The organism is Gloeobacter kilaueensis JS1, assembly GCF_000484535.1.
Classification (GTDB): domain Bacteria; phylum Cyanobacteriota; class Cyanobacteriia; order Gloeobacterales; family Gloeobacteraceae; genus Gloeobacter; species Gloeobacter kilaueensis.
The window spans coordinates 664650-688631 of record NC_022600.1 but is presented as its reverse complement, the minus strand read 5'-3'; the positions used below and the strand labels follow the sequence as shown (position 1 = coordinate 688631).

At 57.2% G+C, this 23982-nt stretch carries 22 protein-coding genes and 1 pseudogene; 16 read left to right on the top strand and 7 right to left on the bottom strand.

The genetic code is table 11. The features are described 5' to 3' along the window. Window positions 1-90: 90 nt before the first annotated feature. Both GKIL_RS03050 and GKIL_RS22235 read left to right on the top strand, forming a co-directional pair. A complete protein-coding gene (locus GKIL_RS03050) occupies window positions 91-2382 on the top strand; it encodes a PAS domain S-box protein (RefSeq protein WP_023171922.1) in 2292 nt (763 codons plus the stop codon). Then, window positions 2300-3499: a hybrid sensor histidine kinase/response regulator gene (locus tag GKIL_RS22235; protein ID WP_071824780.1), complete on the top strand. Its 1200-nt coding sequence runs from the start codon at window positions 2300-2302 to the stop codon at window positions 3497-3499. The genes GKIL_RS03050 and GKIL_RS22235 overlap by 83 nt, the downstream gene beginning before the upstream one ends. An 81-nt stretch (window positions 3500-3580) precedes the next feature. Here GKIL_RS22235 and GKIL_RS03040 read toward each other — a convergent pair whose 3' ends face one another. Beyond that, on the bottom strand, window positions 3581-4432 hold the full coding sequence (locus GKIL_RS03040) for a substrate-binding periplasmic protein (RefSeq protein ID WP_023171919.1): 852 nt from the start codon (window positions 4430-4432) through the stop codon (window positions 3581-3583). 77 nt (window positions 4433-4509) lie between these two features. On the opposite strand from GKIL_RS03040, the gene GKIL_RS03035 reads away from it, so the two are divergent. From GKIL_RS03035 to GKIL_RS02995, 9 genes are all read left to right on the top strand, one after another. After that, on the top strand, window positions 4510-5442 hold the full coding sequence (locus GKIL_RS03035; protein ID WP_023171918.1) for a DNA adenine methylase: 933 nt from the start codon (window positions 4510-4512) through the stop codon (window positions 5440-5442). Window positions 5443-5452: 10 nt separating this feature from the next. After that, window positions 5453-5986 carry a shikimate kinase gene (locus tag GKIL_RS03030; RefSeq protein ID WP_023171917.1) on the top strand — a complete coding sequence of 178 codons (534 nt, stop codon included), beginning with the start codon at window positions 5453-5455 and terminating at the stop codon, window positions 5984-5986. Beyond that, window positions 5979-7250, top strand: coding sequence for a glycosyltransferase family protein (locus GKIL_RS03025; protein ID WP_023171916.1), 1272 nt, complete (start codon window positions 5979-5981; stop codon window positions 7248-7250). Before GKIL_RS03030 ends, GKIL_RS03025 begins: the two co-directional genes overlap by 8 nt. 29 nt (window positions 7251-7279) lie before the next feature. Further along, on the top strand, window positions 7280-8317 hold the full coding sequence (gene lpxD / locus GKIL_RS03020; RefSeq protein ID WP_023171915.1) for a UDP-3-O-(3-hydroxymyristoyl)glucosamine N-acyltransferase: 1038 nt from the start codon (window positions 7280-7282) through the stop codon (window positions 8315-8317). Window positions 8318-8363: 46 nt separating this feature from the next. Continuing rightward, on the top strand, window positions 8364-8522 hold the full coding sequence (locus GKIL_RS25170) for a high light inducible protein (RefSeq protein ID WP_023171914.1): 159 nt from the start codon (window positions 8364-8366) through the stop codon (window positions 8520-8522). A gap of 4 nt (window positions 8523-8526) precedes the next feature. Further along, window positions 8527-9099: a Maf family protein gene (locus GKIL_RS03010; RefSeq protein ID WP_023171913.1), complete on the top strand. Its 573-nt coding sequence runs from the start codon at window positions 8527-8529 to the stop codon at window positions 9097-9099. A 107-nt stretch (window positions 9100-9206) separates the two neighbouring features. Then, window positions 9207-9557, top strand: coding sequence for a hypothetical protein (locus GKIL_RS03005; protein ID WP_023171912.1), 351 nt, complete (start codon window positions 9207-9209; stop codon window positions 9555-9557). 243 nt (window positions 9558-9800) lie between these two features. Continuing rightward, on the top strand, window positions 9801-11513 hold the full coding sequence (locus tag GKIL_RS24085) for a DUF1963 domain-containing protein (protein WP_081705155.1): 1713 nt from the start codon (window positions 9801-9803) through the stop codon (window positions 11511-11513). Between the two features lie 151 nt (window positions 11514-11664). Beyond that, window positions 11665-12794, top strand: a protein-coding gene (locus GKIL_RS02995; RefSeq protein WP_144080304.1) for an IS3 family transposase whose coding sequence is annotated in 2 segments (ribosomal slippage) — window positions 11665-11917 and window positions 11917-12794 — 1131 coding nt in all. Because the reading frame shifts where the segments join, the coding sequence is not laid out codon by codon here. Between the two features lie 168 nt (window positions 12795-12962). Here GKIL_RS02995 and GKIL_RS23265 read toward each other — a convergent pair. Continuing rightward, complete coding sequence (locus tag GKIL_RS23265) at window positions 12963-14027, bottom strand: HEAT repeat domain-containing protein (protein WP_023171908.1); 1065 nt, start codon at window positions 14025-14027, stop codon at window positions 12963-12965. Between the two features lie 450 nt (window positions 14028-14477). Beyond that, window positions 14478-15467 carry a NucA/NucB deoxyribonuclease domain-containing protein gene (locus GKIL_RS24080; RefSeq protein ID WP_023171907.1) on the bottom strand — a complete coding sequence of 330 codons (990 nt, stop codon included), beginning with the start codon at window positions 15465-15467 and terminating at the stop codon, window positions 14478-14480. Window positions 15468-15695: 228 nt separating this feature from the next. Between GKIL_RS24080 and GKIL_RS02985 the strand changes: the two are divergent. Together GKIL_RS02985 and GKIL_RS22230 are read left to right on the top strand one after the other, a co-directional pair. Next, window positions 15696-17331, top strand: a pseudogene (locus GKIL_RS02985) (IS1634 family transposase). Between the two features lie 249 nt (window positions 17332-17580). Then, window positions 17581-18330 (top strand): metallophosphoesterase family protein, encoded by a 750-nt coding sequence (locus GKIL_RS22230; protein WP_081705154.1) that lies wholly within the window; start codon window positions 17581-17583, stop codon window positions 18328-18330. A 57-nt stretch (window positions 18331-18387) separates the two neighbouring features. Here the strand turns inward: GKIL_RS22230 and GKIL_RS02975 are convergent, their stop codons facing one another. Together GKIL_RS02975 and GKIL_RS02970 are read right to left on the bottom strand one after the other, a co-directional pair. Beyond that, a complete protein-coding gene (locus tag GKIL_RS02975; RefSeq protein ID WP_023171903.1) occupies window positions 18388-19719 on the bottom strand; it encodes a dicarboxylate/amino acid:cation symporter in 1332 nt (443 codons plus the stop codon). 48 nt (window positions 19720-19767) lie between these two features. Further along, window positions 19768-20613: an arginase family protein gene (locus GKIL_RS02970; protein WP_023171902.1), complete on the bottom strand. Its 846-nt coding sequence runs from the start codon at window positions 20611-20613 to the stop codon at window positions 19768-19770. 158 nt (window positions 20614-20771) lie between these two features. Between GKIL_RS02970 and GKIL_RS22225 the strand changes: the two genes are divergently transcribed. Both GKIL_RS22225 and GKIL_RS22220 read left to right on the top strand, forming a co-directional pair. Continuing rightward, window positions 20772-21152, top strand: coding sequence for a hypothetical protein (locus GKIL_RS22225; RefSeq protein WP_187293874.1), 381 nt, complete (start codon window positions 20772-20774; stop codon window positions 21150-21152). A gap of 75 nt (window positions 21153-21227) precedes the next feature. Continuing rightward, entirely contained in the window at window positions 21228-22043 is an 816-nt protein-coding gene (locus GKIL_RS22220) for a M23 family metallopeptidase (RefSeq protein ID WP_023171899.1), read from the top strand. On the opposite strand, the gene GKIL_RS02955 is transcribed toward GKIL_RS22220, so the two are convergent. Beyond that, window positions 22040-22681, bottom strand: a complete 642-nt coding sequence (locus GKIL_RS02955) for a 50S ribosomal protein L25/general stress protein Ctc (protein WP_023171898.1) — start codon at window positions 22679-22681, stop codon at window positions 22040-22042. The two genes, GKIL_RS22220 and GKIL_RS02955, sit on opposite strands and share 4 nt — an antisense overlap. A gap of 100 nt (window positions 22682-22781) precedes the next feature. Here GKIL_RS02955 and GKIL_RS02950 point away from each other — a divergent pair, with 100 nt between their 5' ends. After that, the gene (locus GKIL_RS02950; RefSeq protein WP_245595895.1) at window positions 22782-23135 is read left to right on the top strand and encodes a hypothetical protein; all 354 of its coding nucleotides are present in this window, start codon (window positions 22782-22784) and stop codon (window positions 23133-23135) included. On the opposite strand, the gene GKIL_RS02945 is transcribed toward GKIL_RS02950, so the two are convergent. Then, on the bottom strand, window positions 23132-23827 hold the full coding sequence (locus tag GKIL_RS02945; protein ID WP_023171896.1) for a hypothetical protein: 696 nt from the start codon (window positions 23825-23827) through the stop codon (window positions 23132-23134). The genes GKIL_RS02950 and GKIL_RS02945 overlap by 4 nt on opposite strands. Window positions 23828-23982 lie beyond the last annotated feature (155 nt).

Genomic DNA, 23982 nt, shown 5'->3' with positions numbered 1-23982 from the left:
GCTTGGCGCTTTTATTAAGAGATGATAAGATGTGAGACAGCGCTGGACTTAAGCGGCGATCTTGTACATACACAGTATTTCTAGTATCCGATGGTGAACCGCAAGCGCGGCCCCTCGGGAGCGGGCGGGTGTCACGACAAAGAAGCGCAGCGCAGGGTGAGCTTTACCCTGACGCCGACCGCCCTAGCCGGCTTAGAAGCGCTGGCGCTCAAGCAAGGATACGTGAGCGGTTCGGAGTTTTTAGAAAGCCTGGGGCAAGAGGCGCACCAAAACACCGGTAGGCAAGCACCCGCATTTGCAAGCTGGATGGACCTGACCGTGCGTACCTGTGCCGAGGCGATGGTGCGCGAGAGTGAGCAGCGCTTTCGAGACACCTTTGAGCAGGCAGCGATAGGCATTGCCCACGTTGGGCCGGACGGATCCTGGTTGCGCGTCAACCGCAGGCTCTGCGAGATCGTCGATCGCAGCCCTGAAGAACTGCTTGCCCTCACCTTTCAAGCGATCACCCACCCGGACGACCTCGACGGGGATCTAGAGCAGGCGGGGCGATTGGCGGCGGGGGAGATCGACTCCTATAGCCTGGAGAAGCGCTACCTGCGCAAGGACGGCACGCAGGTGTGGATTCGGCTGACCGCCTCAGCGGCGCGCGACGGAGAGGGGCGGTTGTCCTACTTCATCGCCACCGTCGAAGACATTGACCGCCGCAAGCAGACCGAGGCTCAGCTGGAGCGGATCAGCAAGGATCTGGTGCGCAGACTGGAAGAAAGTGAAGCCCTCTTCAACGTCATTCCGATCGGCGTGTGCGTGGCCGAAGATCCCTTCTGCCACCGCATGCGCACCAACCTGGCCACCGAGCGCCTGCTCGGCATCACTTCCCAGACCAACGCCAGTTACACGCCCCCGGAAGGCTCTCCGCCGCCACCTTTTCAGCTTTTTAGAGAGGGACGGAAACTAGAAGGCCACGAGTTGCCGATGCAGGTGGCCGCCACCCAGAACCGCCGCATCGAGGACTGGGAGTGTGAGGTACTGCGCCCGGATGGCAGCCGGGTGCATCTGTCCTGCAACGCCGCTCCCTTGCTGGACACGAGTGGTAGAGTATGCGGGGTCGTCGGAGCCTTCGTCGAGATCACCGAGCGCAAGCGAACCGCAGAGCAGCTACAAGCCTGGAACGACACACTCGAAACCGAGGTGCGCGAGCGAACCGTCCAGTTAAAGCACCTCAACCAGCGCCTGCAGGACAAGATTGCCGATCTCCAGCACACCCAGAGGCAACTGCGCGAGAGCGAACGGCGCTTCGCCGCCATCTTCAACCAGACCTACCAGTTCGTCGGTCTGCTGGACACGGAGGGCACGCTCCTGGAGGCCAACCAGACCGCTCTCGACTTTGGCGGACTGACCCGCGAGGAGGTGCTCGGGCGACCGTTCTGGGAAGCCGGTTGGTGGGCGCTTTCGGAGCAGACCCGCTGTCGGTTGCGCGAAGCGATCACCAAAGCCGCAACCGGGGAGTTCGTCCGCTACGAAGTGGACGTGCTGGGTAAGGCCGGGACGATAGCGACGATCGACTTTTCATTGAAGCCCCTGGCGGACGAAGTGGGGCAGATCGTGTTGCTTATTCCCGAAGGACGTGACATCACCGAGCGCAAGCAGGTCGAGCGACAGATGCTGCTGTCGCTTCAAGAGAAAGAATTGTTGCTGCGCGAAATTCATCACCGGGTCAAAAACAATCTCCAGGTGATTGCAAGCCTTTTGAGACTGCAGTCGTACAAGTTCACCGATGGGCAGCTGGTGAGCGCCTTTGCCGAATGCCAGCAGCGCATTCAGGCGATGGCACTTATCCATCAGCACCTCTACCAGTCAGTTAGCCTCGCCAGGGTAGAGTTTCGTTCGTACCTGAGCGAACTGGTGGGTAGTCTTTTTCGAGCCTACAGTGTCTGCCCTGGACATATCCATCTGTTGCAGGACGTTGCCCAGGTGCCGGTGAGCCTGGATGTGGCTGTACCACTCGGCTTGATTCTCAACGAACTGGTGAGCAACGCCTTGAAGTATGCTTTTCCAGAAGAGCAACAAGGACAGTTGCAGGTCCAGTTGCACATCGTCGGTGACAATATCTGCCGATTAATCTTCAGCGACAACGGCGTTGGTCTGCCGGAGTCGCTGGACTGGCGATCGACGCCCTCGCTGGGGCTGCAGCTGGTGCGCCTTTTAGTAGAGCAGTTAGAAGGAGAACTGGCGGTCTACCGGGAGGGAGGCACGCGCTTTGAGATCACATTTTCGTTACTGGTCAAGGGGGGAGAGCAGCATGAGTGCCAGAATCTTGATTGTCGAGGACGAGCGGCTGGTGGCGGAGGACATCCGCCTGAGCATCGAAGCTTTTGGTTATAACGTCTGTGATGTCGTGGGCACAGGGGAGTTGGCCATCGAACGCTGCCGGCAACTGCTGCCCGATCTGGCTTTGATGGATGTCCGTCTCAAAGGGCGACTCAACGGTATCGAGGCTGCGCAGCGAATCTGTCAGAAAAACGATATTGCGATCGTCTTTTTGACAGCCTTCAGCGATGCCCAGTTTCTCCAGCAGGCGCAGACGGTTCTGCCCTACGGCTATCTGCTCAAGCCCTACAACGAAAAAGAGCTGCAGGCGACCATTCAGATTGCGCTCCATAAGCACGGCATCGAAAAGCAGCTGCGGGCGCAACAACAACAGTTAAATGCGATCTTAAACCGCCTGAACGAGTCGATGCCGCCGGGGCAAGAAGCGCCACTTCCGTCAAAACCCGCAGCAGACAAGCCAGCCCAACTGTCCCGGTGCTCCGGCGCGCGCAAACCGCAACTTGAAGGGCTTTTGCACACACTTACCCACGAATTGCGCGCGCCGCTCATTGCCTCGCGGCTGACCCTGGGCTCGCTGATTCGGGGGGCTTTTGGTCCGGTTGACCAGAAGTTGGAGCAGGTGCTCAATGAATCAGCCGAGGCCAACGAGGAACTGCTCAGGCTCGTCGAGACCTTGCTTGAGATCGCCCGCTACGAGGCGGGAAAGCAGGTGCTTTTGCGCGAAGCTCTGAGCTGGGAGATGCTTTTAGCGAAGGCGGTTAAGCCCTTGCAGGCCATCTTCCAAAGCGATCTGCGGCACATCCGCTCTCAGATCGAGCCGCTGCCGGTTCTGGCAACGGGCGACCCGCAGCAGATCATCTACGTCCTGCAGAGCCTGCTCGACAACGCCCTGCGCGCCAGCGGCCCCGGCGACTTTGTCGATGTCAAAGTAGAATTTGTGCGTCCGAACCAGGTCAGGGTGAGCATCACCGACCAGGGCCAGGGAATCGTACCCAGCCTGCAAAAGCAACTGTTCAAAAAATTTCTTGCCAACCGGGGCCGGGGCTGGGGAGCGGGCCTGAGCCTTTATCTGTGCAACCAGATTGTCCAGGCCCACGGCGGCAGGATCGCCGTTCACAGCGCACCCAGCCTGGGCAGTACGTTCTTTTTTACCCTGCCGCTCCCTGCCTAGAACCAGTCTGGAGCAGAGCCTGACTGCCGTTTGCGGCCCTCGATGCGTACATCTTCAAAGATGCCCTAGCCTGTTGGGCGGCTAAACGCGCTGTTGTTCTTGAACCGCGTTCCACAGACCCCAGCGCTGCAGAATCGCCTTGAGCTTTGCAGTGGCGATCAATTCTGTGAGGGCGCGATCGATCTGTTCGCGGGTAGAGCGGTCCTGGACGCGCACCAGCCCCGTCAGGGCAACCGGCAGCCAGTTGCCGCTGCGCCGCCAGTTGCGGTGCTGGCTCACCTGCCAGGCAGCCACCGGCGCATCGATGATCGCAGCGTCGATCTGCCCTGTCTCCAGCCGCTCGATCAGGTCCGTCAGACTGCGAAAGCCTGCGGGCCGAATTGCCGCCTGGCGGTGCCGGGCGTTGTAGGCGGCGAGCAGTGCCCAGCCGCCGCTGTCGATAATCACCCCCACCCGGCGGCTGGCCAGATCCTCCAGATCGTTCCAGTCCGGGCCGGCTTTTGGGGCAAAGAGCAGTTGCTGTGTGCTCAGGTAGTAGGGCTGGGTCGCCTCGAAGGGCGGACGGTTGGACGCGGCTATCTCGGAGGGGGGCGGCTTTTCGTGGCCATTGAGGACCAGATCGACTTTTTGAGCGACCAGCGCCTCCACCTGCTCCGGCCAGGGCACCTCGACGAGCTGCACACTCAGTTGCAACTGCTGAGCCAGGGCGCTCAGGATGTCCCATTCAAACCCGGCGTACTGACCGGCGCGCCGAAAGAAGTAGGGCGCTCCGACCAGCGGATCGGCGGCGACGCGCAGCGACCCGCGCTGGCGGATCAGCACCCAGTCTGGGCCAGTATCGGAAGAAGCGATCGGAATCGCGCTGCTGCAGCCGGACAGCAGTGCCCCTCCGAGCCAGAGCACGAACGTGCGCCGGTCAGCAGTTGCAGGCATCGAGGACAGCAAAGAACTGCCCTCTATCTTAAGCCGGTGTACAGATTAGACTGGTTTCGGCGGCGTCCAGGGGCGGTGTGACAGCAGCAGTCAGGGCCAGACCTTTTTTGAAGTGGGCCGGTGGCAAGGGCCAGTTGCTTACTCAAATCGAGCAGCGCCTGCCGGAGGAACTGATTGGCGGCCAGATTCGCCGCTACGTCGAACCGTTCATCGGCGGTGGGGCTGTCTTTTTACACGTCGCCCAGCGCTATGCGATCGAGCAATTCGTCCTCTTTGACATCAACCGCGAACTCGTACTCGCTTACCGGACGATTCAACGGGCCGTAGAAGCGCTAATTGTCCGGTTGAGCGAACTGGAACGGCTCTACTACGCTGAGCCGCCCGAGGAGCGGCGCGCTTTTTTTTACCGGGTGCGGACGCGCTTTAACGCCGGAATCGAGGCGATCGACTTCGAGCGCTTCGACGATCGCTGGATAGAGCGCACCGCACAGCTAATTTTTCTCAACCGCACCTGCTACAACGGTTTGTTCCGCACCAACGCCCACTCGCAGTTCAACGTGCCCTTTGGCCGCTACCGGCAACCCACGATCTGCATGGGCGACAATCTGCAGGCGGTAGCCGCTGTGCTCGCCCGCGCCCGAATCGAGTCTGGGGACTTTACTGCGAGCGCGCCGCTCGCGGACCGGCACAGTTTTTTTTACTTCGACCCGCCCTACCGACCGATCAGCAAGACGGCGCGCTTTACTGCCTACTCCGCCCAGCGCTTCGACGACGCAGCCCAGTTGAGGCTCGCCGAATTTTACCGCCAGCTGCACACCACCGGCGCTTATCTGCTCCTCAGCAACTCCGATCCGCGCAACGGCGATCCGGAGGACGATTTTTTTGAGCGCGCCTACGCCGGTTTTGCGATCGAGCGGGTGAGCGCCAGCCGCATGGTCAACTGCAACGCCAACCGGCGGGGGGCGATCAGCGAGCTGCTCATCGCCAACTATTGTGTGAACGGGTTGTAGGATCGGTCCTATGTTCAACGGTGTCAGCGTTTTTCTAGTCGGCATGATGGGTGCCGGTAAATCGACGGTGGGCCGCCTGCTCGCCCAGCGGCTGGGCTACCAGTTTCTCGACCTCGATGAACTTATCGAACAAATCGGCGGCAGCAGCATCAGCGACATCTTTGCCCAACAGGGCGAGGCGGCCTTTCGCGACCTCGAAAGCCGGGTGCTGGCGGAGGTGTGTGCTTACACCCGACTGGTGGTGGCCACCGGCGGCGGCGTCGTTACCGAGCGGCGCAACTGGAGCTACCTGCACCACGGCCTCATCGTCTGGCTCGACGCTGAGATCGAAACGCTCAAAAGCCGGGTGGCAGGCGCGCCGGGGGTGCGGCCTTTGCTAGCGGGCGGTGATACGGGCGAACGGCTTGCGGGTCTACTTGCCCAGCGCGCCACCTTCTACGCCCAGGCGGATGTGCGGGTGCCCTCGGAGGCGTCGCCCGCCGAAGTCGTGGACCTGACGCTCGCGGCACTGGCCCTGCGGCTCAAAGAAGACGCCGATGGCTGAGCGGCTCGACATTCTGCTTTTGTCCAACGGCCCCGGCGAGGTGAATACCTGGGTGCGGCCCGTGGTGGCGGAGTTGCGGCGGCGGTTTGCCACGGCGCGGCTGTCGCTGGTGCTTGCCCCGGACGGCAACGCCTCCGGCTTCGAGGAGCAGATGGCCCAGGCCATCGCTGGCATCGAGCGGGTGCAACCAGCCCGCGATTATCTCAAGTTTCTGGTTACCGGGCGCACCAGCGGCAACTGGGACTGGGCAAAGCGGGGGGTGGTGCTTTTTTTAGGGGGCGATCAGGGGCTCTCGGCGCTGATTGCCCGCAGGCTCGGTTATCCGATCGTCGCCTACGCCGAGTGGCAGGTGCGCTGGCCGGGCTGGATCGACCGCTTTGGCCTGCGCGAGGAGGCCGTGCGCGCCCGTTCGGCGAAGGAGCGCTTCAAAGGCCAGTTTCAGGTCACAGGCGATCTGATGATCGACGCGGTGCGCGCCCTGGGCGAAGCCGGTCAGGCCCAGGTCCGCCAGAAACTGGCCCTGGGCGAAAAATCCCAGACGATAGCGCTGCTGCCCGGTTCCAAACCGGCCAAGCTCTCCCTCGGCATTCCGATGTTCCTCGGTCTGGCAGAAGCGCTGGGCAAGCGCCGCTCCGATCTGCGCTTCGTCATTCCGGTGGCACCGGCGCTGCAGGCGACGGACCTCGAGCGCTACGCCCTGCCGACCAATCCGAATCTCGAACTGGTGGGGGGCCAGAGCGGCAGGCTCGTGCGCCGGGGCGACGGCGATTATCTCGAAACTGCCGGAGGGGTATCGATCCGTCTCTGGTTCGACTACCCGGCCTACGATCTGCTGTCGGTGTGCGATCTGGCCCTCACCACCGTAGGAGCGAATACGGCGGAGCTGGGCATCCTCGGGGTACCGATGATTGTCATTATTCCCACCAACCGCTGGGATGTGATGCGCGCCTGGGATGGGTTGCCGGGGCTCTTCAGCAATCTCCCCGGCAAGCTCGGCTCGACGATCGCCGCTGCGATCAACCGGCGGATCGCAGGCAAACTGGGCCTGCTCGCCTGGCCCAACATTCGGGCGGAGCGGATGCTGGTGCCGGAACTTTTCTGTCACCTCACCGCCGCCGATCTGGTGCCTCTCGTAGAAGAATGGCTCGCTGATCCCGAGCGGCGCGCAGCTGTCTCCTGGCAACTGCGGCAGGTAATGGGCGCGAGCGGGGCGGCGAGCGCCTTCGTCAATCTGGTCGAAGCCGTTGTTGCTGGGGTGCGATAAAATCCTGCTTATCGCTTTTGGGCACAGGGATGAAGCTTGGGGAACTGGCAGCACAACTGAGCTGCACGGTGGAGGGAAACCCCAACGTCGAGATTCGCGGTCTGGCTGCCATTCAGCAGGCCGGGCCAGGGGAACTCAGTTTTATCGAAAGTGAAAAGTATGCGCGCTTTCTAAAGAGCACCCGCGCCGAAGCCCTGATTCTCGACTGGCGCACCCACAGACCCGACATCCCGTGTATCCGCAGCGATCAGCCCCGCCTCGCCTTTGCCCGTGCCCTGGCTCTGTACTATCAGCCCCGTCTGCCTGTCCCTGGCGTGCATCCGAGTGCGGTGATCGGTACTGAGGTCCGGCTTGGAGCGGACGTGCATATCGGAGCCCACGTCGTCATCGCCGACGACGTGACGATAGGCGACGGGGCGATTCTTTTTCCGAACAGCACGATCTACAGCGGTGTGCGCATCGGAGCGCGGACGGTTATCCATGCCAACTGCGCCATCCACGAGCGCACCGAGATAGGCGACGACTGCATCCTCCAGTCCGGCACCGTCGTCGGCACCGAAGGCTTTGGTTTTGTACCGACCCTCGAAGGCACCTGGCACAAGATGCCCCAGTCGGGCTACGTGCGGATCGAAGACAACGTCGAAATCGGCTCCAACACGGCGATCGACCGTCCGGCAGTGGGCTATACCCGTATTGGCAGAGGCAGCAAACTCGACAACCTGGTCATGATCGGCCACGGCAGTCAGATCGACGACAATTGTCTCCTGATCGCCCAGGTCGGTCTGGCGGGCGGCGTGCAGGTTGGTCGCAATGTCGTGCTCGCCGGTCAGGTGGGCGTCGCGGGCCACGCTTCGATTGGCGATCGGGCGATGGTCTCAGCCAAGGGCGGTGTACCCAGCGACGTGGAGCCGGGCACGGTCGTCTCCGGTTCGCCGGCCATGCCCCACGCCCTCTGGTTGCGCACCTCGGCGCTCATCCGCCGCCTGCCGGAGCTATTTCAAAATGTCCGGGAGCTGCAGCACAAGCTGGCTCTGCTGCAGCGGCGGCTGCAGATCGGCGACGAGTAGGACGACTGTGCTAGCCTCATCGGTGTCTGGCTTCACAGCAGAATTTATGGCCGCCCCCGAGGATCCGCCCCAAAAGTCCGTTTTTGGCTTTACGCCGTTTGCTGAGCAACTGAACGGCAGGCTCGCGATGATTGGCTTTATCGTCACGCTGATTATCGAAGCGCAGACGGGCCATAGCCTGTTGCACTGGCTGGGGCTTTCTTAGCAGCATGGCTGTTCATCTGGTCCTCGCCTCCGCTTCACCGCGCCGACGGGAACTGCTCCAGCAGTTGGGCATCGTTTTTGAATGCTTGCCGAGCGCCTACACAGAGCAGATGGACCCGGCAGCGCCCCCCGAGCAACTGGTCGTCGCCAACGCCCTGGGCAAAGCCCTCGCCGTGCAGCCGCAGCGGCTCGACTGTCTTATTCTGGGGGCCGACACGATCGTCGTCCTCGAAGGCAAGATCTACGGCAAACCGGAGAGCCCCGCAGAGGCAGAGCAGATGCTCGCCCAGCTGCAGGGGCGCTGGCATACGGTCTATACCGGCATCGCCCTGGTCGAACAGCAGCGCAAACAAACGGCGGTCCGCGCTACCGGCGTGCGGCTGCGCAACTTAAAAGCGGACGAAATCGCCGCCTACGTGGCGAGCGGTGAACCGCTCGACAAGGCGGGCAGCTACGCCATTCAGGGCCTGGGAGCGGGACTGGTGAGCGCTATCGACGGCTGCTACACCAACGTCGTTGGCCTCTCGCTGCCGCTTCTGGTGGATCTGCTCACGGCGTTCGGTCGGTCGCTTTTTTGAAATTACGGCTTTGCGCAGTTGGGGCTGGGTCTTCTCCCCCCCAATAAGGGGAGACCAGGCGGTAGGATAAAAGAACCCGAGATCTAAGCCACGATGGCTTCTCTGCCATGCTGCAACGTCGTCATCTCCGCAATTTGCTCGTTTTCACCCTTCTGCTTATTGGGGCACTGGCTCTGCCTGCCCGCGCCGATGTCTGGCAGGGCAACGGCCAGGTGGTGAGTGGTCCTGGAGCCGGGGCGACTGTCTCGCTGACGGTCAACTACGACGGCGAGACCCTCAAGACAATCTCCGGCCCCACCCTCGAAGGGTCGCAGGTGCGCGTCGATCAGCAGGGCGATTTTTTAGAACTGACGCTCTTTCGCGGCAATCAGGTCGTCAAGTACCGCCTGCGCCGCCTCAACCCTGGCGACAACCACCGCACCAACTTCGGGGCGCGACTTGACGCACGGGGAGTGTAAACCAGAAGCTAATTTCGTGTCGCAACACGAATCTTGTGCCCGTGGATAAGAGCAGCTTCAGAGTATATCTCTTCTCCCATAAGTATTCCTAAATTAAGTACTCCTGAGCACGGAATGTGTGGCAGCATCCGAGTCGGGGCTTGCCAGGGAGATAACAGAAAGCGCCAGCCACTGCCACGTTAGCCGCGTTGTTACTCGTGGCACCCTTACACAAAACGGATCCCAAAAATTTAGTGCTTTTACATGAGCAGTGTAGTTTTGCTCTTGTCTATGATTAGTCAAGGTAGAGCAGCCGTAGTAAAATCAGAGAACCATCCCATTGATTTAACTAAAATGGCTAGAAAGTGGAATCTAGAGCAGGCAAAGAAGGCAGCTTTTCGAGGAGAAGTAACAACCGCTTTAGAGGCTTTAAAGCAACTTGCTAATGATGGAATACATAGTGCAAAAGCATCTCTTGCCAACATTTTGGCTTTTCGGGGCTATTGGGATGAGTGCATTTCTCTTGCTGGCGATTATTTAGAGCATGCATCTTTAAATGATTATCAGTACGGGGCTAAAGATATGGTTCTTTTATTAAGTCTTTCAGGTGACAAAACCAGACAATGGGATGTAGTACTTGAATATTGTGTCCGCGCTTTAAGAAGTCTGGAAACGAGAGCCGGAATGGCTACAGAAATTAATTGTCTAGACATAATTGGCGACCGAAATTCCTACGCAAGAACCTTAAAAGAAGATGGCAGGCTGCATTTAAGTAATCTAACTACTTATGCCCTTTCAAAAGGATTAAATTCTCATACTTTCTACTCACAATACTATCAGCCAATCACATTAGAAAATCAAATAAGTCAACGAGAGCAGTATTACAAAAACTCCGTTGAAAATTTACCTCTCTTGCGACCTGATTTGACTGATAGTCCTGATGAAGCAGCTGCTCATCGCTTCCATCTAGCTGTTTATGCTTGCCAGTACCAAGATGCACTTTACGAGTTTTTGCATCATCCAGATAAGTACAACCATTTTCAATTCAAAGATGCCTTGGTTGTCAGCCGTATCTTATGCCATAGTAAGCAGTTTGGTGAGGCATGGCAAATATTATACGATTGGCTTCCACAATGGTATCCGATGCAACACTCAACCCGTGTTGCACCAATGGAGCTGCTCTTTGATATCCTATTGCGACCATTAATGACACCTGAACGCTGTGAAGAAGTTCTGTTTTGCCCAAAGGCTACTGATCTCTGGAAACGAAAGAAGACACTTACTTCTAAACCTAATGCGACACGGATGGAGAAACAAGAGAAAATTCCTGCACTTAAAATCCGCTCCTTTATTCAAGCCGTAGAGCCAGTTACTAAGCCCGTCACAAAGTTTGGCGGGCAACCTACTTGGCTAAGTGAGCCTCAATGGCCTATAAGTCGAACTTTGCAGAAGCCAATGAGGTTTATTTGCCAAATTCAACTGGAGCCAAAAGTCTTTGGTCAGATGAACGGTCGTATTGCCTATCTATTCGTTAGTGATTGGTATGAGGAACAGCCTACTCGTTTTTGGGAAGCTCACAGTGGAGATAACGCCGTAATTATTCAGCCTGGAAGAACATATTTAGGGTTGTATGACACAACTTCGACCGGGCCATCTCTTGAGCGAGAAGGTTTGCCGTGTGAGTATCTTGTTGATTTTGAATCAATAGAAGAGCAATCTAAGCCAGTCTCATTTGAAGGTAATGAATTTAGTGCCGAACAATTTCAGCTTATTAGCCAAGATATGGCTTGCAATAAAGTCGGCGGCGTTCCATTTTACTGGAATACCATTGAGTATCCTGATGACAGTGGAGATTGGAAGTTGCTTTTACAGCTAAGTGAGGACGTGCCTTTTCCTCTTAATTGCTGTTTAGGCTTATGCTACGCATTTGTTTCGAAAGATGGTTACAAAGGAGCGTATTTTTGCCAAAGCGGATAAGTATTTAGGGATAGAAAACCGTTAACGGGTTGATGGTGATAGAGAGTCTATAGTAGTTGACCTGAACAGTAGAGTTCTCATGACGTGCAACCGCTAAAGTGAACCGCGTAGAATGTGAGTCTTCCAGCCGACACCACTGACGAGGAAGACCATGAAGAAAAGCCGTTTCACGACTGAACAGATCATTGCCATCCTGGGTGAGGGGCAGGCCGGTGCTAACGTGGCAGAGCTATGCCGCAGACACGGTATCAGCGAGCAGACCTACTATCGCTGGAAGGCCAAGTACGGTGGAATGGAAATCTCTGAAGCTCAGCGCCTGAAGGATCTCGAAGCAGAAAACCGCAAACTCAAGCAGATCGTCGCCGACCAAGCTCTCGACCTTCATGCCCTCAAGGCGGTGCTGTCAAAAAAATTCTAACCCCAGCAGCCAAACGCCAGGCTGCCGCCTACCTGCAAGCCGACCTGCAGGTTTCCCAGAGGCGAGCCTGTCGGTTGCTGGGGTTGCACCGCTCCACCGCCCGGTTAGTCGGTCATCGCACTGAAGATCCCGTGTTGCTAGCACGGCTGAAGCAGTTGGCTGCCGAACGTCCGCGTTATGGCTATCGACGGCTGACACTGCTGCTGAGAAGGGAAGGCAGGCTGGTCAACGCCAAGAAAATCTACCGACTGTGCACCAAGGAGGGATTGCTGGTGCGCCCAAAAAAGCGTAAACCCCGCTTCCGACCGTCTGGGAGGCCGGAAGCACCGGCTTTAGAACGCCCTAACCAGCTATGGAGCCTGGACTTTGTCGAGGATGCCCTGGCCGACGGACGCAAACTGCGGACCTTGACGATCATCGATGTCTACAGCCGGGAGTGCCCACAAATTGAAGTCGATACCTCCCTGCCCTCAGCGCGGGTGGTGCGGGTGCTGGAAACCCTGGCGGCCCAGCGGCAGTTGCCGGAACGATTGCTGGTTGATAATGGGCCGGAGTTCGTCTGTCGAGCACTGGCGGAGTGGGCAACGCGGCGTGGGGTGCTCATCGCCTTCACTCGTCCGGGCAAGCCAACGGACAAGCCGCACATCGAGAGCTTTAATGGGAAATTTCGGGATGAATGTCTTAATGCCCACTACTTCTTGAGCGTGCCGGATGCCAGACGAATCGTCGAGGCTTGGCGGCTGGATTACAATCACTACCGTCCGCACAGTGCCCTGGCAGGAGCAACGCCGATGGAGTTTTTGCAACAGGTGAATGCCATCGCGGCTCCGCTGTCGCCGCAACGGCATCCACCTGTACGATAAGGAAAACCAAGCTGGAAACTCACATTCTCAGCGGATCATTATTCGGGGCCAAGTCACTCAGTCTCAACACATCCAAATCAAGACTTGGTGTAGGTACGTCTTCTATGGATTCTGTTCTATAGCTCTAATTTGACCGTTACTTTAAAAATAGTGTAAACAGACGGTTTATTAACTCGGCTCTTTCTCAGGACATAACTTGCCTTCAAGTAAACTTTGATCCCATTTATATATTTTTGGGGGTATCGCTACAGCCCTTGGAATTTGCTTCATCTTGATAATTCCAGCTCTTGCCCAAAACCTTACAGGTTGGGCGACATCAGATTCCATTTCCCTTAATGCTGATAGAACAGCACCAGCCTGCTCCTTATTATTAAAGTGAATATTTTTGAGGGCTACTGCTACACTCTCCCTTACCAAAGGGTTCTTATCTCTGACAGCTTGAATTAGTATAGGCAAAAAGGCGGCCGTTGAAGTTTCGGAGTTTGATTGACTCATTGCTGCTGCACTCGTAACTCTAACCATAGGCTCCGGATCCCTCATACCTCGTACAAGCACATCGGTCGTATCTCTATTATAAATTCTGATATGACCTAGAATAGTGTTTACGCTAGCTCGAACATCAGCATCGTCATCTTCAGATGATTCAATAAGATACGATAGAGAACTAGAGCCATAGGAGGCTAATCCTCTGATTGCTCTAGAACGTATACAAGCTGACTGATCATGAGTTGCTTCAATAATTGAATCAAATAGCCCTGAAGCAGCATCACTCGTTGTAGGTAAAGTATTCGCTGCCCAAAATCTTACAACACGATTCGGGCTCTTCAAAGCTTGTCTAATTGAGGGAATTGCAGCATCACCAATAGCAGCAAGCGCTTGAGTAACACTAACAATCGACTTACCATCTTCCAACAGCTTGGAAAGGTAGGGAACAGCTGGTGCCGCCTTTGGCCCAAGCTGAATAAGTCTATCAAGAGCTTTGTACCTAACACCATCATCTTCAAGCTGAATATCCGATATTGCATCTAATATCTGTTGCTCTATATCATCAGTTTCAATTTGCTTATTTTGAGCCAATATTTGGCTTGATTTCACATACCTCACAGCATCAGAGCTAACAACACTTTGGGCAAAAGCGTTATACTCCGTAGTAAAGACCGGGCTGGTTACCATAAGCAAAATGGCAGCGACCTTTAGCTTTGGGACAAAGCTCAGCACAAATTTCTTGCTCACTATCTCCTCCTCAATCTATTCAAGGTTTTCTTCAGGTTTATTCAATTGGAGAATAGGTTACCAAATTCAATGTGGCCGCAATGGGAAACTCACCTTAGACTTGCGTAGTAAGTATGAATTCGTCGTTCTCAAATAAGCAAGATTTGTAATAACCTGCGTTCTCTTAAATAAGAACTCCAAATGAGCTTTCTCTTTAATGCTCTCTACTTGAAAGGCGTATCTAATGTTGGCAGGAATAGCTGCAGCAGCACACGACATATCAACAACATCGCACCTCTCATCTACTAAATCATCGTAAATGTCTGCTCTAACTTTCTGTGCAAATGCTAGTGTGTCTACAGAAAGCATAATCCAGCTCAAACATAATATCCGAAACACGACACCTTTGTTCTCCATTATGTTAGCCCCATAATTTACTTTGCTAGATGACAGTCAGCCATTCGTGAACAACTAAGGAATAGTAACTAGCTCTGCAACATCGTCAGTTACATATTGAAATGAGCGTAGCGTGTTACCGAATGTTGCACCAGAGCCTCTATTATCACTAGCACCGATTCGCTGGACACTTGCTGTCCCATAATTTTCTTTGAAACATGCTGGTGGATACTCATCTAAATCATACTTGTCCTTCACTCCTCTTGGACCATTGTAATTTGGAGGATTGATCGATTTTTTTCGTCGTGAATTCTTTGCGGATACATCCTTCTCGAATGTCAGAAGCCTGTCTCTTCCTCCATTTTGAGCTGTATCAATATGAGAGGCAGACTGAGGATACTTGCTTCTTGATATCTCTAGCTGAACAAATTTAGAGCGCACCAATCCGTTTGTACCTGGATAAATAGAGAACTTATATTCAGAGTTTCCATAAGCAATCTGCGATGTGTTAATTGATATAGCTGCTGTATCTGGAGAACAAGCACCTTCTGAAACATAAAGCAAACGTATTTGGTACACGCCGTTTCTAAGCTGTACAGTATAATTTGAGTAATAATTGTTCAAATACCCACTGTAATAGTACTGTTTAACATATCCAGTTGATTGCTCAACGACTTCTACATCAACTGCATCGCCATCTGGAGAACATGCCCCCCAATCTCTAAGCTGGATACTTACTTGACGTACATCCCTACTTACGTAAGCAGCACGCCTTAAAACTACATCGGTCGGCAGTCTATCTTGTTGTGGATTTCTTGTTCCAATCACTACTTCTGAAACAGGCTTTGGGGGAGCTATCGTACCATTTGCTACTAAGCCTTGACCCAGATGGGCTTCGGCAGCCGACTTTAAAGTATTTATTTTTCTTATGTTTCTCTCCGAATTTACGGATGCACCAGTAACTGGATGAGCAAAAGTAGCTTCAGAATTGATGATGGAGTGAGCGTATAGTACTGAAGTTGCAAATGCTATAAATGCCAAACTGGTACGAAGCCTACTGCTCATATATCTAGAGTTGCCTCCGTTCACAATGTTTTAAATTGTTATCTTACTTGCGTTACTTGTCCGAATTAGAACTCATTATCCTTTGCTACTTTCCATTAGCGTGCCTAATTTGGATTCATACTCAAGACATCAACAAGTTACCAAACCATTATTTGGAAATATGTCGTCTGTAATACATTCAAACCCACTTTCCGCAGGTAGGTTGAGGGCCTGCGGTATTTTGGTGGGATGCAGACGCCCTCCCCTGAGATCCAGGTCCAGAACCTCGACCACCTTGGCATCGTTGCCGCAATCATCGACGCGTTTGGCCTGGTCGAAGAAGTAGACCGGCTGCTGGGCACCCATCCCCTGGAGCGCGTCACTTGCGGCCAAGTGCTGAAGGGTCTCATCCTCAATGGACTTGGCTTCGTCTCCGCTCCGCTTTACCTTTTCGAGCAGTTCTTCGTCGGCAAGGCCACCGAGCACCTGATTGGCCCAGGCGTACAGCCCGAACACTTCAACGATGACCGGCTGGGTCGGGTGCTGGACAGGCTCTACGAAGAGGGCACCACCAAAGTCTTCGTGCTCCTGGCGCTCAAGGCCGCCAGGCACTTTGGCCTCAAGACCGGCAGTGTCCATTTGGATTCGACTTCCTTCCATGTCGATGGCGAGTACACCCCGAAAGGGCGAGTGCCTCCTCGCAACGAGGACGAGCCCCAGCCGATTGTCCTCACCCATGGCTACAGTCGCGACCATCGGGCTCGACCTCAAACAGTTCCTGCTGTCGATGATCACGAGCGGCGATGGGGATGTACCCCTCTACCTGCGGGTCGGGGATGGGAACGACGCAGACAAGGCTATCTTTGCCCAGATGATTAAGGATTTCCGCGCCCAGTGGAACGTGGATGCCCTGTTCGTGGTGGATTCCGCCCTCTACAGTGCTCACAATCTCAGCGAGGTGCAGCAGATGCGCTGGGTCAGCCGGGTGCCCTCGACACTCACAGAAGTGAAGCAGGTGCTGGCGGTCCTGGACGACGAGCAGTTCGTTCCTACCCAAGCGGGCCATAAGGTAGCCGAAGTCTGCAGCACTTACGCCGATATCTGGCAGCGCTGGGTGGTTGTGGCAAGCGACGAGCGGCGCAAAAGTGACTTGGCGGCACTGGACAAAAAGCTACAGGATCTGGACGGCAAGCTGGGCAAAGAATTGGCGAAGCTGTGCAAGAGCGAGTTTGCCTGTGAAGCCGATGCCCTGGAGGCGGCAGAACGCTTGGCCACCGGATTGAAGTGGCATGCGTTGGGGGCAGTGCAAGCCCTGGAGCAGAAACGGCATGGCAAAGCGGGGCGGCCCGCCCGCAGCAGCAAGCCCGAGAAGACCGGAGTGTGGTTACTCACGGCTCAACTGGTGCGCAACCCCACTGCCATCGCGGCGGAACAGCGACACTCGGGCAAGTTTGTGCTGGCCACCAATGTGCTGGACGAACAGCAGCTTTCTGCGGCTGAGGTGCTGTCGGAGTACAAGGCCCAACAGTCCGTGGAACGGGGCTTCCGCTTCCTCAAAGACCCGCTGTTTTTCACAAGCAGTGTCTTTGTGAAGTCTCCCGAGCGGGTGGAGGCTGTAGCGATGGTGATGGGCCTGTGTCTGTTGGTCTACAGCCTTGGGCAGCGGCAGTTGCGGCAGGCTTTGGCCGACGCCAAAGCGACAGTCAAGAATCAAGTGAAGAAGCCAACGACTACTCCAACACTGCGGTGGATTTTCCAATGTTTTCAAGCGGTCCACCTGCTGGAAGTCGGGGGAGTCAAGCAGGTGTCGAATTTGAACGAGGAACGCCGTCAGATAGTGAGGTTGCTGGGGAGCGAGTGTGCGAGGTACTACTTGATGGCGTGAGGGAGGTGGAGCAAGCAAAGCTGAGAGGCGAGAGACAATTACGGCATCTAGAGCAAACTTGGCGTTGTTCGTGAAGTATTGAATGGGGGTCTCAAGCCAGACAAAGTAGTCGAAACCCAGATAGATAACGGAAACTTCAAGAACTACGACCCAACCTGCGGAATCAGGGTTCAAAAATAATCCGTCTCGTATTTAAGCTCAACGTGACCTGCCCCGGAACAGTGAGCTGCTGAAAAGTGAGTTCTCAGCTTGGCTTCCATCATCGATCCGACAGTGGACTGGGACGCTACTATCGGTATATCAGGATATGGCAGGCTGGTGCGACTCGGTATCTTCACAGACGTTCACGCCGATTACGAGGCGCTGGTGCGGGTGCTCAGAGCCCTCGAAGCCCTCGCTGCCGACAGTCTCGTCTGCCTGGGGGATCTGGTCGTCCACGGACAGCGGCCCAACGAGGTCGTCGATCTGGTGCGATCGCTGGCCATTCCAACGGTAGGGGGCAACCACGATCACGGCGCAGTGTATTACGGCAGCGATCCGAGGCTGGTCTTTTTTAATCCCAAATCCGAACTGCACACTGCCCTCACCCAGCCGCGATTGAGCGATGCGAACCGCACCTATCTCGCTCAACTGCCGGAGCGGTTCCATCCGGTTCCAGATGTCTGTTGCGTACACGCCTGCTACCGCGACCGCTACGGTCTACTTTACTCCGACACCATCCTCGCCCAACTGCACGCCGATGCTCCGGTGCCGGTGACTTTGAGCGGCCATACCCACCGCACCCGCATCCACGTTCGCCAGGAGGATGGCTCCCTGGTGGACATCGATCCCTGGGAGTCGGGAGCGGAGCGCGTCACCTACGAGCTGGACTGGGAGCGCGAGCGCTACATTCTCAACTGCGGCAACACTTCCCAACTGCTCTACGACCGGCTGCCCGCAGTCTGCGGCCTGCTCGACACCAAAGCGCGCACGATCACCTGGCAGCGGGTGTACGAGTAGTAGGCCAGTGAAATTCTGAACTACCGTCCGCTTCCACAGTGCGCAACTGGGGGTCGTCTATACCGGTTTAACGTCTTCTCCCGGTGCCGCTTGGTCGGCCTCGCTGGCGTTGACGCAGGCGGCGAGGGCAATGTCGCCGGTGACGTTGACGACCGTGCGGCACATATCGAGGAGGCGATCGACGCCCAGGATGATGCCGATGCCCTCGGCGGGTACATTCACCGTCTGCAGCACCAGCACCACCAGGGGCAGCGATCCCCCCGGTACGCCCGCTGTACCTACGCCTGCCAGAATCGACAGGAGCACGACGGTGAGCTGCTGGCCAATGGTCAGATTCACGCCGTAGAACTGGGCCAGAAAAAGCACCGTCACCCCTTCGTAGAGGGCGGTGCCGTTCTGGTTGGCCGTCGAGCCGACGGTGAGCATGAAGTTGGCGATGTCGCGGTTGAGCTTCAGTTCGTCGATCGCGACCCGGATCGAGGTGGGCAGGGTGGCGTTGGAAGAACTGGTAGAAAAGGCGGTGAGCATCACTTCCTGGATGCTCTGGAAGAACTTGATCGGATTGAGGCCCGCGAAGTAGCGCACCACCAGACCGTAGGTGCCGAACTGGTGGATGGCGAGGGCGGCAATTACCACCAGCACGTACTTGAGCAGCACGAAGACCACCTCAAGGCCGAGGGAGGCGGCAGTCGAGAAGATGAGGGCCGCCACTCCGAACGGGGCCAGGTTCATCGCAAATTCGATGATCTTCATGATTACGTCGTAGACCCCCTGCAGCACCTCCAGCAGCGGGGCAGTGCGCTCCTTGTCGGCCATCGCCATTGCAATGCCGAAGACGAGGGCAAAGAACATCACCGAGAGCAGACCGCCCCCTCTGTAGTTCGGATCAAAGGCGTTGACTGCGTCGGCGAGCGGGTTGCGCGGAATGATCTCGACCAGCGTCTGAATCGGCGTCTTTGCCTCCCCGGCAGAAGAGACGATGCCCGTCACCGCCTGGTTGTTGCCCAGGGCACCGAGCAGGGCAGAGCGTCCCTCTTCGGAGATGCCCACCCCCGGCTGGAAGACGTTGACGAGCACCAGGCCAATGACGACCGAGATGCCCGTAATCAAGATCGTAAAGAGCAGTGCCTTAAGGCCGATGCGGCCAATCTTGCCGACATCGCCCAGATCCGCCACCCCGAGCACGATCGCCGTGAAGATGAGCGGAATGACGATCATGAAGATCGAGCGCAAGAAGACCTGGCCAATCGGGTAGGCGATGTTGCTCACCACCCACTTGAGGCGCTCGTCGCCAGGAAACAAAAACTCGCACAAAAGACCCAGGACCAGCCCGACGGCAAGGCCGATAAAGATCCTCGTGTGCAGCGGCAGGGCAGCTTGGCGTGGCATGGTTGTCCCCAGTCTTGGGCACAGCATGTCCCCGAGCAGCCACCGCCGTCAAGTTGGCGGGTAAGCGGTGAACTTGTAACCGATAATCTTGTGCAACAACCGGGCAGCGGCGACGCGGGCGGACAGGGGAGCAGTGTAGCTGCCAAAACCCGTCAGATCGCAGGCAATGACGCGATGGCGCTCGAAGACAGCCCGCAGGAGCCTGAGCAGCACGAACCAGCCCAGCCCGCCGGGCTCGGGATCGTCTACCAGGGCTGTGATCGGCCCATCGAGTCCCCCAAGGTCGAGGCTGAGGTAGAGGGGCCGCCCAACATCGAGCGCTGCGAGCACATCCTCGATATCCCAACTCCGCTCACCGCCGCTGTGGTCTTTGAAGTGCCTGGCCCAGAAGATGCGGTGGCGCTCCTGCTGCCGGTAGTGGGTCAGCTCGGCGCGGCTCACCGAGCGCACCCCCACCTGTATTGCCGGTAGTTCGTAGTCGCCCAGGCGGGCGGCCAGACAGCGATTGCCATAAGGATCGCCCTCGACTTCGGCGCACAGCCGGGCGCGGGCGGCCACCTGCAGATGTTCCAGATCCGGATGGCGCTTCCAGACAGCGCGCACCGCCCCGGCGGCAAGGACCGGATCGCCCGTGAGCACGAGGGGCAGGCGATTGCTGTCGAGCACGATGCCGACCGCCTGCTCGGTGTTGGCGAAGGGCGCTTCGTCCCAAAAAAAGCGCATCGTGTCGATACCGTGGGCGAAGGGCTCCGCTTCTAACTCCTCGTCGAAGGGCTCGATACTCAAACTGGTCTCCAGCACCGCCTGGATCGTCTGCACGGAGCCCTCCGCCACCTCCGAAACCACCGGGATCAAAACCACCTTTGCCTGACGGACATCCGTTGTCGAAACCATGACAGGCAAGCTCCTGAAGGACATCCAGAGCCTAGCAGTTCCTGGAGAACAAATTCCTTGTTTCGTGGGTAACATTCTCGAAGATGAGTGTTACAATGCGTAGGATTAATGCTGTCTTAACGATCCCTTAATGTATGTTCAATCCTAACAAGCCTGTTTTGCAAGAGGCTGACGCTCAGACGGTGCTTGGCTCCTACGGTTTCGAGTTCGACCGCAGCCGCCTGGGACTGGTGCTGGCCGACTGGGAAGTCGAGTTTGGCCGCGAGTGGATTCTGCTTGGGATCGTCGAATCGGTACACCAGGGCCGCTACAAGCTGGCTTCGGTCGGTCAGATTCTGCGCTGCTGGCAGCGCCGGGGCCAGCCCCGCCTCAGCTTTGACCGCGAGTTTCAGAGGATGGTGCTCAAAGAAGTCTGGCAGCCGATCGTCGCTCCGGTTCACGACGAGCCGCCCGAAGAGGTCCGCACCCTCAACCTGCCGGTTCCTGCGGCCCGCAGCGAGCGCAAGTTGCGGGCTCTAGCCGGCCTGCGGGCTGTTTAGTCTGGCACTGTCCGGTTTTCGCTTCGGCAGGCCGATTTTTTTAAACTGCTGGAAGTACCAGCAGGAGAAACTTTTATGCCCGCACCGGACGAGCCGGAGTGGATTGCTCCACTCCAAAAAATCCAGGTGACCAGCCCCTTTGGCGAGCGCTTTCACCCGGTCTTGCACCGCACCCGGATGCACGAGGGCGTCGATCTGCGCGCCGCTGTCGGCACGCCCGTCTATGCCGCTGCTGCCGGAACCGTCGCGGCGATCGGTTCCGGCAGTGGCTACGGCAACATGCTCATCGTCGATCACGGCAACGGCTGGAAGACCCGCTACGCGCATTTAAGCCAGATCAAAGTCGCAAATGGCGAGCACGTCAAAGCGGGCGAACCGATCGCCCGCTCCGGTGAGAGTGGCCTCACCAATGGTCCCCACCTGCACTTCGAGCTGTTGCACAACGGCAGGGCGGTCGATCCGGTCCCGCACCTTCAACCCACGAGGGCGCATCGGCGGGCCCAGGCTGCTATCGCTGCCACAGAGGCGATCCTCGCCCAGCGCGGCGACAGCGACGCCCAGGGTAAGCGCTTCTACCGTGGGCTGAGCTACGACATCGACCGGGACAAAAGCTCCCTCAGCCTCAGAGCCCACGGCAAACGGGGAGAGATCTTGAAAGTCGTAGACGGCCAGGTGGTTACCAATCACCTGAATAGCCAGGACGCAGCGGTTCTAGGCAGTGTCCGGCAGCAATTGCTCAAGGAGCGGCAACCGGCGCACGGGAGACAGGCAGATCAAATAAAGGCTCCAACTGCCTGCAGAGCCCAGATATCTCTTCCTGTCAGCTTTTGGGAGCAAAGCGGCAGGCCGCTGTTGAATCCTGCCGCCGGTATCCAGCTCACGCCGGACTAAGCGGGCTCCTCCTCGCTCGGCGCTGCCTCGGTTGTCTCCTCGCCGCCAGATTCTTCCGCAGCTGCGATCGATTCAAGTTCGCGGCGGGTCGGCGAAGGAATCACCGTCGCCACGGCCAGATCCGGGTGAGCGACCTCGATGCCTTCCGGCAGGTGCAGATCCTTGATGTAAAGGATATCGCCCACCTGCATCGCCGAGACATCCACCTCGATCGTATCGGGCACCCGCTCCGGTGGGGCGGTGACACTCAACTCGGTAAGCACCTTTTCAAGCAGGCCACCGCCTACTTTTACTCCCTGCGGAACGCCGTGGAAGACCAGGGGCAGATCGAGGGCAATGCTGCCGTGACCGGCAATCGCAAAAAAGCTCAGATGCAGCGGCGTCCGACTCACCGTATCGTGCTGGACCTCGCGCAGCAGCACCTTGCCGGACCAGCCCCGCTGCACCTTCAGATCAAAGATTGTGTTGTTGACGTGGACGCGCTTGAGCAGGTCGTCCACCGAGCGCTGATCGATCTCCAGGGCGAGCGCTTCTGTTCCGCGATGACCGTAGAGCACCGCCGGTAGGCGGCCTTCGCGGCGCATCGCCCTCGGCCTGGCGTCGGCGGCCCGTCTTTTGAGCGTTAACTGCGTCGTCATAAGCGACCCTTGCAAAAGGACATAGGCATATGGTTCTCCAGCGCTGGGGGCGTCGCCCTCTGCCCCCAGGCACAATTTTGCTCTTTGCAGCGCTCTAAACTTGAAAAACAGTTTTTTGATCGAGCAGCCGATGGAAGCGGATATCGAAAAAAGTCTGGAAGTGATCGATAAGATGATCGAGCTGAGGTTGCAACTGGCTGCCCTCGAAGAGCAGATCAAGACGTTGCAGCCGCATTTTTATCTGGCCTGCTCGGCAGTCAGTACCGACAAGATCGAGACGCCCCGTGCGACGATCAGCCGCCGCCTCACCGCCGGTAAGTGGCTCTACAGCGCTCCTATCCTTCAGCTGGAAGAGCAGCTCAAGCAACAAAAACAACAGTTTCAAAAGCAAAATGAGCCCGTAGAAGGCCGCGAGGTAATCTGGGCGATTCGCCTCACCGGCGGGGGCGATTAGCGGCTACGGACCAGTTGCCGCCGTGCGTGCTGGGCGCGATTGAAGGCGAGGGCCACCTGGGGCAGGTCGTAGGTCGTAGGCAGACGCATGTCCCACTGGGTCGAGCCGAGCAGCGCCAGGCAGCTCGATAGCGTCACTCCGGCAATGAGAAACTGCCAGTCGGGAATGGTTGCTGCCAGCAGAGCCGCCGCCAGGTGCAGAAGGGCGCAGATGAGTAGGGCGCGCGAGCGCAGACCGATGCCGCTTACCAGATAACCCAGAGCACTTATCCCAAGCCAGAGAACACCCAGATGCAACAGCAGTGCGTCCCAGGCAAAGCTGATGCTGGCGTCGGTGAGTACCAGGCCGGAGGCGATGAGCCCGGCCCAGCACACCACCAGCCAGACCGCCCGCTCTACCTTTGCCCAGAACCAGGTGCAGGCAGCCATCCAGAGGGCGGCAGCCAGGCTCAGCCCCGTCCAGTACAGCGCCTGCTCGCTCCAGGCGAACGGCTGAAACTGGGCGACGCCGAAGATCAGGGCGCAGACGAGCGCCCAGCCCCAAAAGACTTGATCGACGCGGGTCAAGACCGTGTCGATCAAAGCCTGCCTGCCGATGCGCAGTTGCAACCTGATGAGCCCCCGCTGGTCCTGCAAATCCAGATCGTGTTGCTTGCGGCGCAGGATCGGTTCGGCGGAATTGAAAAATGCCATCTATCGGACGGTGGATTATCTCCTCCAGCTTAACAAATCTCAAGCAAACTTTACTTTCAAGATCAATTTCTGCTGATTTTTTTAACCGATGTCGGCAGCGATACACGGAAATCGCCGGAGCTGGGGGTAAGGTTCTTAATCGGTAAGCCGGTCCC

Coding starts and splice junctions, on each gene's coding strand:
- GKIL_RS03050 (WP_023171922.1), top strand. CDS start 91: ATGGTGAACCGCAAGCGCGGCCCCTCGGGAGCGGGCGGGTGTCACGAC.
- GKIL_RS22235 (WP_071824780.1), top strand. CDS start 2,300: ATGAGTGCCAGAATCTTGATTGTCGAGGACGAGCGGCTGGTGGCGGAG.
- GKIL_RS03040 (WP_023171919.1), bottom strand. CDS start 4,432: ATGCCTGCAACTGCTGACCGGCGCACGTTCGTGCTCTGGCTCGGAGGG.
- GKIL_RS03030 (WP_023171917.1), top strand. CDS start 5,453: ATGTTCAACGGTGTCAGCGTTTTTCTAGTCGGCATGATGGGTGCCGGT.
- GKIL_RS03025 (WP_023171916.1), top strand. CDS start 5,979: ATGGCTGAGCGGCTCGACATTCTGCTTTTGTCCAACGGCCCCGGCGAG.
- lpxD (WP_023171915.1), top strand. CDS start 7,280: ATGAAGCTTGGGGAACTGGCAGCACAACTGAGCTGCACGGTGGAGGGA.
- GKIL_RS25170 (WP_023171914.1), top strand. CDS start 8,364: ATGGCCGCCCCCGAGGATCCGCCCCAAAAGTCCGTTTTTGGCTTTACG.
- GKIL_RS03010 (WP_023171913.1), top strand. CDS start 8,527: ATGGCTGTTCATCTGGTCCTCGCCTCCGCTTCACCGCGCCGACGGGAA.
- GKIL_RS03005 (WP_023171912.1), top strand. CDS start 9,207: ATGCTGCAACGTCGTCATCTCCGCAATTTGCTCGTTTTCACCCTTCTG.
- GKIL_RS24085 (WP_081705155.1), top strand. CDS start 9,801: ATGAGCAGTGTAGTTTTGCTCTTGTCTATGATTAGTCAAGGTAGAGCA.
- GKIL_RS24080 (WP_023171907.1), bottom strand. CDS start 15,467: ATGAGCAGTAGGCTTCGTACCAGTTTGGCATTTATAGCATTTGCAACT.
- GKIL_RS02975 (WP_023171903.1), bottom strand. CDS start 19,719: ATGCCACGCCAAGCTGCCCTGCCGCTGCACACGAGGATCTTTATCGGC.
- GKIL_RS02970 (WP_023171902.1), bottom strand. CDS start 20,613: ATGGTTTCGACAACGGATGTCCGTCAGGCAAAGGTGGTTTTGATCCCG.
- GKIL_RS22220 (WP_023171899.1), top strand. CDS start 21,228: ATGCCCGCACCGGACGAGCCGGAGTGGATTGCTCCACTCCAAAAAATC.
- GKIL_RS02955 (WP_023171898.1), bottom strand. CDS start 22,681: ATGACGACGCAGTTAACGCTCAAAAGACGGGCCGCCGACGCCAGGCCG.
- GKIL_RS02945 (WP_023171896.1), bottom strand. CDS start 23,827: ATGGCATTTTTCAATTCCGCCGAACCGATCCTGCGCCGCAAGCAACAC.